Annotated in this window: 8 protein-coding genes; 4 read left to right on the top strand and 4 right to left on the bottom strand. The window is 71.7% G+C overall.

The window, feature by feature from the left end; translation table 11 throughout:
* Both AB0J68_RS17770 and AB0J68_RS17765 read right to left on the bottom strand, forming a co-directional pair.
* Positions 1–2982: UPF0182 family protein (locus AB0J68_RS17770; RefSeq protein WP_363939429.1), on the bottom strand; the 2982-nt coding region annotated here is incomplete at its 3' end.
* A 96-nt stretch (positions 2983–3078) separates the two neighbouring features.
* Positions 3079–4092 (bottom strand): PDZ domain-containing protein, encoded by a 1014-nt coding sequence (locus AB0J68_RS17765; protein WP_355138105.1) that lies wholly within the window; start codon positions 4090–4092, stop codon positions 3079–3081.
* Positions 4093–4207: 115 nt separating this feature from the next.
* On the opposite strand from AB0J68_RS17765, the gene AB0J68_RS17760 reads away from it, so the two are divergent.
* Entirely contained in the window at positions 4208–5509 is a 1302-nt protein-coding gene (locus AB0J68_RS17760; RefSeq protein ID WP_354862710.1) for a zinc-dependent metalloprotease, read from the top strand.
* A gap of 172 nt (positions 5510–5681) precedes the next feature.
* Here the strand turns inward: AB0J68_RS17760 and AB0J68_RS17755 are convergent, their stop codons facing one another.
* A complete protein-coding gene (locus tag AB0J68_RS17755) occupies positions 5682–6290 on the bottom strand; it encodes a hypothetical protein (RefSeq protein WP_354862709.1) in 609 nt (202 codons plus the stop codon).
* Between the two features lie 157 nt (positions 6291–6447).
* Complete coding sequence (locus AB0J68_RS17750) at positions 6448–6978, bottom strand: M48 family metallopeptidase (RefSeq protein ID WP_354862708.1); 531 nt, start codon at positions 6976–6978, stop codon at positions 6448–6450.
* Between the two features lie 515 nt (positions 6979–7493).
* Here AB0J68_RS17750 and AB0J68_RS17745 point away from each other — a divergent pair.
* The 3 genes from AB0J68_RS17745 to AB0J68_RS17735 all read left to right on the top strand — a co-directional run bounded on the left by AB0J68_RS17745 (position 7494) and on the right by AB0J68_RS17735 (position 10344).
* On the top strand, positions 7494–7661 hold the full coding sequence (locus AB0J68_RS17745; protein WP_007464795.1) for a DUF5679 domain-containing protein: 168 nt from the start codon (positions 7494–7496) through the stop codon (positions 7659–7661).
* Between the two features lie 227 nt (positions 7662–7888).
* Positions 7889–9001, top strand: a complete 1113-nt coding sequence (locus AB0J68_RS17740) for a hypothetical protein (RefSeq protein WP_354861546.1) — start codon at positions 7889–7891, stop codon at positions 8999–9001.
* Positions 8998–10344: an AarF/ABC1/UbiB kinase family protein gene (locus AB0J68_RS17735; protein WP_354861544.1), complete on the top strand. Its 1347-nt coding sequence runs from the start codon at positions 8998–9000 to the stop codon at positions 10342–10344. The genes AB0J68_RS17740 and AB0J68_RS17735 overlap by 4 nt, the downstream gene beginning before the upstream one ends.
* Positions 10345–10432 lie beyond the last annotated feature (88 nt).

Here is a 10432-nt window from a genome sequence, read left to right as displayed (position 1 = left end):
GCTCGGGGTGGCGGTCGGCGCCGGCGGCGCACCGCCGCTCGGCGCGCCGGTCGGGTTGGCGCCCTGCTGTGCCTGCTGGAACGCGGTGAGCGCCTCGTCCAACGCCTTGAGCGCGCGACCGTACCGCTCGAAGTCGCCAGAGGTCTGCGCGGCGCGAACCTCGGTGATGGCGGCCTGCACCCGGTCCGCGGCGGTGGCCAGCTCGCCGGCCGGCGGCGGAGTCGTGCTGCCCGGCGTCGGCGTCGCGCTCGGCGACGGGTTGGTCGGGTTACCACCCGTGGTCGGCGGCGGCGAGATGCCCTGCCCGGCCTTCTTACCCTGCTCGACCAACTGCTTGATGCCGTCGTTGATGTTGTCGGCGAGCGCCACGAACGAGCCGCCGTCACCGTAGGAGAGCAGCACCTTCTGCAGCAGCGGGTACGCGTCCTGCTGGTTGCTCTTCACGTAGACCGGCTCGACGTAGAGCATGCCGTCGGCGAAGGGCAGCGACAGCAGGTTGCCGTACTGCACCTGCGCCTGGTTGCTGGAGAGCAGGTTGAGCTGCTGGCGGATGTTCGCGTTGTTGGTCATCTGCTGGTGCACCTGCACCGGCCCGGAGATCCGGGTCTGGTCCGGCAGCTCCAGCACCTCCAGCCGCGGCTTCCCGTCGACGTACGACCCGGAGATCAGCGCGGCCAGGTTCTGCCGGCCGTTCGGGGTGACCGCCGAGGTGAGCTGGAACCGCGGACCCTCCTGCCCCGGGAACTGGGTGAACAGGTAGTACGGCGGCTGCTTCTGGCCGCTGTCCGGCGCGTCCGGCACGTTCGGCACCTGCCAGAAGTCCTGCGCGGAGTAGAAGTCACCCGGGTTGGTCACGTGGAACTTGGTGAGCAGGTTGCGCTGCACCTTGAACATGTCGGCCGGGTAGCGCAGGTGCTCCGTCAGCTCGACCGGGATGTCCGCCTTCGGCTTGATCAGGTCCCCGCCGAACGCCTTGTTCCACGCCTTGAGCACCGGGTCGGTGTCGTCGTACTCGTAGAGGGTCACGGTGCCGTCGTACGCGTCGACGGTGGCCTTCACCGAGTTGCGCATGTAGTTGACGTTCTCCCGGGCCAGCTGGAAGGTGCCCCGGTTGGTCAGCTCGTCGGTCGTCTCGACCTGGAGGTTGACCCGCTCGGCGTACGGGTAGGTCGCCGCCGTCGTGTAGCCGTCGACGATCCACTGCACCCGGCCGTCGACCACCGCCGGGTACGGGTCGCCGTCCAGGGTGAGGAACGGCGCGACCTTCTCCACCCGGTCCCGCGGGTTGCGCACGTACAGCAGCTTGGAGTCCTTGTTGACCGCCTCGGAGAGCAGGAAGTTCGACTCCTGCTCCTTGATGGCGTACAGCAGCCGCCGGGTGAACGAGCCGATCTTGACGCCGCCCTCGCCGGTGTAGGTGTAGGACTCGCCGCCACCCTCGCCGACGGGCCTGTCGAACTCGGCCTTCTTGTTCGGGTCGGACTGGCCGACGATCGCGTAGTCGTCGGGCGCCATCCGCTCGCCGTAGTAGATACGGGGCTGCTTGGCCGGGATCTGCTCGGTCTGCGAGGAGCACGCCTCCTGGGTCCGCTCGCCGAGGAAGCCCGAGACGAAGAACGGCTGTCCGCCGCACACCACCTGGTTCGCCGGGGCGGCCACCAGGCCGTACCCGTGGGTGTAGACGGTGTGCCGGTTGATCCAGGTGTTCTGCTGGTCGGTCAGCTCGCCGTAGTTGATCTCCCGGACGCCGACGACGTAGTCGGAGGTCTTGCCGTTCACCCCGTACCGGTCGATGTCCAGCTTGGGGCCGAAGTCGTAGAAGCCCCGCACCTGCTGGAGCTGGGTGTACGTCTCGCTGACCAGCTGCGGGTCGAGCAGCCGCACGTTCGACACGACGGACGTGTCGGTGGCCAGGTTCGCCGGTGGCTTGAGGTTGCTCGCCGCGTACGCGGTGGTGTCGGTGGCGCCCAGCCCGAACGCCGCCCGCGTCGCGTCGATGCTGCGCTGGATGTACGGCGCCTCCTTGTCCTTGGCGCTCGGCTTCACCTCGAAGGTCTGCACCGCCCAGGGGTAGATGCCGCCGATCGCCACGGCGGAGACGCCGAGCAGAGCGAGCGAGATGCCCGGCCACACCAGGTTCCGCATCCAGGCGTTGGAGAACACGATGATCGCGATCGCCACGACGATCGAGATGTACGCCAGGATCTCCTTCGCCGGCAGCAACGCGTTGACGTCGGCGTAGCCGGCGCCGTACAACTTGGCGCCCTCGTTGTACTCCAGCAGCATCGCCCGGCGGTCCAGCACGTACGCCAGGGCCTTGAGCAGCACGAACACCGCGACCAGGGTGCTCAGGTGAGCGCGGGCCGCGTTGCTCATCCGGTCGCCGATGCCCTGCAGGCGGACCCCGCCGAAGAGGTAGTGCACCGCCAGCGCGCCGATCAGGGCCAGCACCACGGCGGTGAAGCCGACACCGAGCAGGTAGCGCCAGAACGGCAGCTGGAAGACGTAGAAGCCGATGTCCACCCCGAACTCCGGGTCCTTGACCCCGAAGTCACCACCGTTGCGAAAGAGCAGCCACTGGTTCCACCGGCTCTGCGCGGACAGGCCGGCGAAGAGCCCGACCACGGCGGCGGTCAGCGCGATCCAGGTGCCGAGGCGCGGGCTGAGCACCATCCGGTAACGCTCCAGGGTGGCCTGCTCCACCGAGTGCGGCCGCAGCCGCGGACGCAGCCGGTGGGCCAGCCACAGGTTGCCGCCGACGACCAGCGCCATGCCGAGCCCGATGACGAGGAACAGCATCAGCCGGGTGACCAGCACACCGGTGAAGACCTCGGTGTAGCGGACCTCGTCGAACCAGAGCCAGTCCGTCCAGGCCTGGACACCCCAGCCGAGCAGGGTGAAGAGCACGAACACCCCGACCAGGACAGCGATGGTGACGCGGCCGCGCCGGCTCATCCTCGGCAGGGGGCTGCTGCTACGCATTACCACGGTTGGCTCCGCACGCTCGATGTGATCGGCTCCGATCAGGCACCCAGAGTACGGGGTGTTTCTGAACGTGTCGGGGCACGGTCACGCCGGTCAGCAGCGGGTCGGCTGACCACCCGCGCGCAACGTCTCCAGAGCGGTAAGCGCCTCGTCCAGCGAGCCCACCTTCAGCAACGGCAGGTCGGGCTGCGGATTGCGGACCGCCTCGGCGCAGTTGTCCGCCGGCACCAGGAAGACCTTGGCCCCCGCACGCTTCGCGCCCACCAGCTTCTGGGCGATCCCGCCGATCGGGCCGACCGTGCCCTCGTCGTCGATGGTGCCGGTGCCCGCGATGACCTTTCCGCCGGTGAGGTCGGCCGGCGTCAGCTTGTCCACGATGCCCAGCGCGAACATCAGGCCGGCGCTCGGGCCACCGATGTCCCCCAGGTCGATGCCGAGCGTGAACGGATGCGGCTGCTGCTGGTCGATCTCGACGCCGATCCGGGGGCGGCCGTCCTGCTCCCGGCTGGTCACCGTCGCGGTGGCCGGCGTGCCGTCGCGGGTGTAGCCGATGGTGAGGGCCGTGCCCGGCGGCTTGGCCCGGATCAGCTCGGTGACCTTGGCGGCCACCGGCACCGGCTGACCGTCGACCGAGGTGACAACGTCGCCGACCCGGAGCGCGCCGGCGGACGGGCCGTCCGCGGCCACCGTCTTGATCACCACCTGCACGGGGAAGCCCAGCTCACGCAGCGCGGCGGTCTCGGCGCTGGTCTGCGACACCTTGAAGTCCTCGGCGTTGCGCTGCTCGACCTGCTCCGTCGACTCCCCCGGCGGGTAGACCAGCTCGCGCGGCACCACGGCCTCGTCGTGGGAGAACCAGCCGGCGATCGCCGAGCGGAGCCGCACCGTGGGCTGCACCCCCACGGTCGTCAGCCGGAGCTGGCCGGCGGAGGTGGAGGTCTCCCGGCCGGTGACCTGGATGACCTCCTTACCGTCGGCCGTGCCGAGGGTGTTGACCGTCGGGCCCGGGCCGAGCACCACGTACGGGATCGGCACCCGGAGCACCCCGATGCTCAGCAGGGCGGTGAACAGGGCACCGAGCAGGACCGTCAGGCCACGACGTCTCATGCGCCAGAGCGTACCGATTGCTCCGGGCCCACCCGACGGATGCGCCGCGCGACTTCGCCCTCAGCGCAACGCCAGCGGCGGCTACCTGGGGCGCGGCCCGCGTACCGTAGACGTCGTGCCTGATATTCCGTTCGGTTTCGCGCTCCCGGGTGGGCAACCACCAGACCCCAACGATCCCGCGCAGATGCAGCAGTTCATGTCGCAGTTGCAGCACCTGCTCTCCGCGCCGGGCAGCGGGCCGGTCAACTGGGACCTGGCCCGGCAGGTGGCGGCCAGCCAGCTCGCCGCCGCCGGCGACCCGGCGGTGTCGCCGTACGAGCGCAACGCGGTAGAGGAGGCGTTGCGCCTGGCCGACCTGTGGTTGGAGCCGGCCTCGTCCTGGCCGTCGGGCATCCAGTCCCCGGTCGCCTGGAACCGCAATGAGTGGATCTTCAAGACGCTCGACGTGTGGCGCAAGCTCTGCGACCCGGTGGCCAGCCGCATGGTCGGCGCGATGGGCGACCTGGTGCCGCCGGAGGCGCGCGCCCAGCTCGGCCCGATGCAGTCGATGGTGGCCACCCTCGGTGGCGCGCTCTTCGGCGGTCAGCTGGGGCAGGCCCTCGGCTCGCTCGCCGCGGAGGTGCTCTCCGCCGGTGACATCGGGCTGCCGCTCGGCCCGGCTGGCACGGCCGCGCTGATCCCGGCCAACATCCGCGCGTACGGCGAGGGCCTGGAGCTGCCCGAGGACGAGGTCCGCCTCTACGTGGCGCTGCGCGAGGCCGCCCACCAGCGGCTGTTCCAGCACGTCCCGTGGTTGCGCGGGCACGTGCTCAGCGCCGTGGAGATGTACGCCTCGGGCATCCGGGTCAACCGCGAGGCGATCGAGGAGGCGATGGGCCGGGTCGACCCGACCGACCCGGAGTCGATGCAGGCGATCGCCCTGGAAGGCATCTTCACCCCGGAGGACAGCCCGGCGCAGAAGGCCTCGCTGGCCCGGTTGGAGACCGCGCTGGCCCTGGTCGAGGGCTGGGTGTGCCACGTCGTGGACAGCGCGGCCAGTGACCGCCTGCCCAACGTCGTCCGGTTGGGCGAGGCGTTCCGCCGCCGCCGGGCCGCCGGCGGCCCCGCCGAGCAGACCTTCGCCGCGCTCGTCGGCCTGGAGCTGCGCCCGCGCCGGCTGCGCGAGGCGGCGGCCCTGTGGGCGGCGCTCACCCAGCACCGCGGCATCGAAGGCCGGGACGCCGTCTGGGGCCACCCGGACCTGCTCCCGTCGGACGACGACTTCGCCGACCCGGTGGCCTTCGCGATGAACGACACGGACCTGAGCGAGCTGGACAGCTTCGACTTCACCGCGCCTGGTGGGGTGGAGGAGAAGGCCCCGGGCCAGTCCGACGACACCGAGGGCGACACCAACACCGACGGCGACACCAAGGCCTGACGCGAGCCCGGGTGCCCGCGCCACTGGGCGGCGGGCACCCGGCACGCGTCCGCGCCACCTCACCGTTGCGGCGGGACGAACGTCACCGTTGCGGCGAACCTTGCCGGTGCGGCGGGACGAACGTTGCCGTTGCGGCGGAGCGACTGATCGGGCAGGGCGCAGGATTGCCTGGTCAGGCGGGGCGACCCGAGCCCGACAGCAGCGCGCGGGTGGCCTCCCAACCCTCGAAGGCCGGGTCCAGGGTGGCGAGGTCGGCCGGTCCGCGCTGGCGGCGCCAGCCGGCCGTGACGGCGACGTCCCCGGGCGCGGGAGCACCGGCTCGGGCGTCCGCCGGCGTCGCCGTGTCCAGGTCGAGCGGGGGCAACCACTCCGGCACGGGCAGTCGTACGGCCACTCCGAGCAGACCCGGCCCACCCCCCTCCACCGGCGCCACGGCGACCGACCGGGTGGTGAGCGGGCGCAGCAGCTTGCCGACGGTCAGCGCGGGCAGGTCGGGCACGTCAGCGCAGAGCACGGCCGCCTGGTCGTAGCCGTCCAACGCGGCGAACACTGCGTTCGGCGTCGGCTCGGCCACCTCGTGGACGGCGGTACCGGGCCAGACCAGCGCGTCCGCCAGTGGACGGTCGGCCGGGGTCACCGCGACGGCGACGTCCACCTCGTTGAGGGTGGCGACCAGGTCGACGACGTCCTCGGCGAGCGCCGCCCGCCACTGCACCCGGTCGATCCCGGGCGGCGACCAGCGCACCGGCCCGAGCATCACCACCACCACCCGCCGCGCCATGACCCGACCCTAACGCCCCGGCCCACCCCCTCGCCCAGCGCGGCCAGCTCGCACGGCTGATGATCGGCACCAAGGTCGGCGATGTTGCGCTGTCCTGTCGTGGAGATGCCCCCACCTCGCCGACCTGGTGCCGATCAAGGGCACGGGCAGGGTGCGATCAGGTGGGGACGGGGGCACAGGACGCGGCGGCGACGCCCTCAAGGTAGCCGCGGGCGCGCTCCGACTTGGGGTAGCGGCCGACCAGCGCCCAGAAGCGGGCGTTGTGGCTGGGCACGATGAGGTGCGTCAGCTCGTGCAGCAGCACGTAGTCGATCACCCAGTCGGGCATGTCCTGGACGCGGTGCGAGATGCGGATGCTGCGGTCGGCGGGCGTGCAGGAGCCCCAGCGGCCGTTCTGGTTGGTGACCCAGCGGACACTGGCGGGCACCGCCTTCGCGCCGTACCCGCCGAGGTATTGGTCGATCAGCCGGTTGGCCCGGGCGACCAGTTCGTCGTCCGAGCGGGCGAGCCGGCCCTCGCGGGCGGCGAGTCGCGCCAACATACGGTCGACCCACTCGCTCTCCTCGGCCCGGGAGAACTGGTCCGGGATGAGGACGACCACCCGCTCACCGTCACGGTACGCAGACACCGTGCGTCGCCGACGCTGGCTGCGCCGCACCTCGACGACCGGCTTACGCGTCCCCGCCATCACTGGCCCGCGCAGCCTCGGCTACGTGTCACGAAGGAAAGCTAATGCGTACTGACCAGGAGTCCGCAAGAGTCAACCGCACGACACGCGCCCAAAAAATGGTGTTTGGTCGCCCCGCGTCCCGAAAATTTCTTGGGCCGGTCGTCGCCGGGACGTCTCGTCACCCACCGTGTACGTCGACGGCGCGGCAGCGCGCGGGCTCCCTCCACCGTAGGTGATCACCGTGCTCGGCGCTGCCGCGGGGGCACTCGCACGGGTGGCTGTGAGGGTTTGGTCGGCGTGTCCCCGCCAAACTGACTTATCCGACCTAATTCGCCATGCACACTCTCGACGTCGACTTGCTCACAGGCCGATGCACAGCTGACATGGAACTGCCCAGACCTGGGTAGGGTCCGCGGACCAGCGGTCACGAGGGTGGCCGTGGAGTGAGACCCAGCGCCGGCGCCCCGTGTGGCCCGCCGCCGGGCACCCCGCCGGGACCGTATTGACCGGCGGACGAGACGAGGAGGGCTACCGTGGCCGACCAGGCCCAGACCTACAACGGTTACTGCGTGAAGTGCAAGGAGAAGCGGGACTTCGAGGGGCACGTCGAGGTCTCGAAGACCGGAATGAACATGGCCAAGGGCAAGTGTCCGGTTTGCGGCACAACAGTGAACCGGATTCTCGGCAAGGCCAAGGTCTGACCGTACGGATCGACGGGGGGCGGGACGGCCGTTGTGGCCGTCCCGCCCCCCGTCGCGGTCCTGGAGAAGGGCCCCCGCGAACGTCGGCCAGGCTGTCGGGTGACCGACAACAACGCCCAGCGGCCTGTGGATAACCCGCCAGATCCTGTGGACAAGGCTGGATACAGCCCCGGCCACCTGTGGACAACGATCGACCGAGCGCAGGGAAGCGGTCACGATTCGTCACCATGAGTCGTACCGCGCTGCCCCGCCCCACGCTCCTTCCCGGCCTCAGCCGGCTCTGGCGGGATCGGCACACCCTCCAGATCGGTGTCGGCCCGGGGCCCGCCGTGCTGGTGGAGCTGGCCAACCCGCGTACCGCTGCCCTGCTCGATCTGCTGGACGGCACCCGCAGCGAACGGGACGTGCTGACCCAGGCGCTCGCGGCCCAGGTCTCCACCGACGACGCGCGTACGCTGCTGGACGCCCTGCGCGCGGCGGGTCTGCTGGTGCCGGCGCACAGCCTGCTCCCCCGCGACCTGGCCGGGCCGGTCCGGGCCCGGCTCGCCGCCGAGGCCGGAGCGTTGGCCCTGGGCGCGGCTCGGCTGCCCGGCACTCCCGCCCAGGTTCTGCGTCGCCGGCGGGCGGCCCGGGTGCTGCTCACCGGCGCCGGTGCGCTCGGCGGGCCACTGGCGGTGGCGCTGGCCCAGGCCGGCGTCGGACAGGTGATTCCGCACGTCACCGGCTCGGTGCGGCCGATCGACCTGGTCGGGACGGGCATCCCCGCCACCGAGCTGGGCCGGCCGCTGGCCCCGGCGATCCGGGCGGCGGTCGACCGTGTCGCGCCGGGCACCGGCACCCACCCGGTCCGGGCCGTCCGGGTGGATCTGCTGATCCAGCTCGGCACGGACCGTCCGCCCGCGCTGCTCGCCGCCGGTCTCGCCCAGCGCCGTCAGCCGCACCTGCTGGTGACCCTGCGCGAAGGCGTACCGGTCATCGGGCCGTTGGTCCGTCCACCCGCCGGGCCCTGTCTGCGCTGCGTCGAGCTGCATCGCGCCGACCGCGACCCGGCCTGGCCGGGGCTCGCCGCCCAGCTCGCCACGGCCGAGCCGGTGGCCGCCGGCGCGACCGGCACCCTGCTCGCGGCCATCGGGTACGCGGTGGCGGAGGCCCTGGCGCACCTCGACGGCGGCCACCCCGAGACACTGGGCGGCGCCATGGAGATCACCGGAGCGGGCCGGTTCCGCCGCCGAGGTTGGCCGCCGCACCCGGCGTGCGGGTGTTCGCCGACTCGGGTGTATGCACCAGCCCGGCCGCACAGCAGCAGCGGAGCCCTCCGGTCGGTAACAATGGCGAAGTGACCGACATCCCGCGCCGGGCCGTGTCCCGGACCGCCAAGCTCGCCGCTCTGCCGCTCGGCTTCGCCGGCCGGACCGTCCTCGGCATGGGTAAGCGTGTCACCGGGCTCGCCTCCGACGTGATCTCCGCGGAGATCCAGCAGCGCACCGCCGAGCAGTTGTTCAGCGTGTTGGGCCAGCTCAAGGGCGGGGCGATGAAGTTCGGCCAGGCGTTGTCGGTCTTCGAGGCGGCCCTGCCGGAGGAGATCGCCGCACCGTACCGGCAGGCACTGACCAAACTTCAGGAGGCCGCGCCGCCGCTGCCGGCCGCGAGCGTGCAGAAGGTGCTCGCCGAGCAGCTCGGCCCCGACTGGCGCGACCGGTTCGTCGAGTTCAACGACACCCCGGCGGCGGCGGCCAGCATCGGGCAGGTGCACCGGGCTCGGTGGCGCGAGCCGGGTTACGGCCCGTCCGGCGAGCCGAACAGCCGCGACGTGGCGGTCAAGATCCAGTACCCGGGGGCCGGTGACGCGCTCCTCACCGACCTCAAGCAGCTCTCCCGGCTGGGCGGGATGTTCCGGGCGATCCAGCCCGGCCTCGACGTCAAGCCGCTCCTCGTCGAGCTGCGTGAGCGGATCACCGAGGAGCTGGACTACGAGCTCGAGGCCGAGTCGCAGCGCACCTTCGCCGCCGCGTACGCCGACGATCCGGAGATCTTCATCCCGGAGGTGGTCTCCGCGTCGCCCCGGGTGCTGGTCACCGAATGGGTGACCGGCACCCCGCTGGCAGACATCATCTTCGACGGCACCGAGGAGCAGCGGGACGAGGCCGGCCGGCTCATGGCCACGTTGCACCTCTCCGCGCCCCAGCGGGCCGGCCTTCTGCACGCCGACCCGCACCCGGGAAACTTCCGGCTGCTGGCCGACGGCCGGCTCGGGGTGATCGACTTCGGTGCGGTGGCCCGGATGCCCGAGGGCACGCCGGAGCCGATCGGCCGCATCGCCGGGCGGGCCCTGCGCGGCGACGCGGACGGGGTGGTGGCGGGACTGCGGGACGAGGGGTTCATCGGTTCCACCGACGAGATCGACGCCGAGGGTGTCCTCGACTTCCTCCGCCCGATGCTGGAGCCCATCGCGGCCGACGGGTTCCGCTTCACCCGGGCCTGGCTACGGGCCGAGGCGGCCCGGCTGGCCAGCCCTCGCTCCCCCACCTACCAGCTGAGCAGGAAGCTCAACCTGCCCCCGTCGTACCTGCTCATCCACCGGGTGACGCTCGGCTCGATCGGGGTGCTCTGCCAGTTGGAGGCGAAGGCGCCGTACCGCAGCATCCTGGAGCGCTGGCTGCCGGGCTTCGCGCCGGTCGCCTGAGGATGTGAGGAAGGGCGCCTTCGCCTCCAACTGGCAGAGCACCCCGATCGAGCCGAGCGTCACCCGGTGGATGAGCAGGTACGACGGG

The organism is Micromonospora sp. NPDC049580 (assembly GCF_040675595.1).
Taxonomy (GTDB): Bacteria; Actinomycetota; Actinomycetes; order Mycobacteriales; family Micromonosporaceae; genus Micromonospora.
Note: the sequence above shows the minus strand (reverse complement) of the source record. Positions and strands in the feature narration are given on the sequence as shown.

Bases quoted from the DNA above. Each gene is read 5' to 3' on its own strand.
- AB0J68_RS17765 (WP_355138105.1), bottom strand. From the start codon at position 4,092: ATGAGACGTCGTGGCCTGACGGTCCTGCTCGGTGCCCTGTTCACCGCC.
- AB0J68_RS17750 (WP_354862708.1), bottom strand. From the start codon at position 6,978: ATGGCGGGGACGCGTAAGCCGGTCGTCGAGGTGCGGCGCAGCCAGCGT.
- AB0J68_RS17755 (WP_354862709.1), bottom strand. From the start codon at position 6,290: ATGGCGCGGCGGGTGGTGGTGGTGATGCTCGGGCCGGTGCGCTGGTCG.
- AB0J68_RS17740 (WP_354861546.1), top strand. From the start codon at position 7,889: ATGAGTCGTACCGCGCTGCCCCGCCCCACGCTCCTTCCCGGCCTCAGC.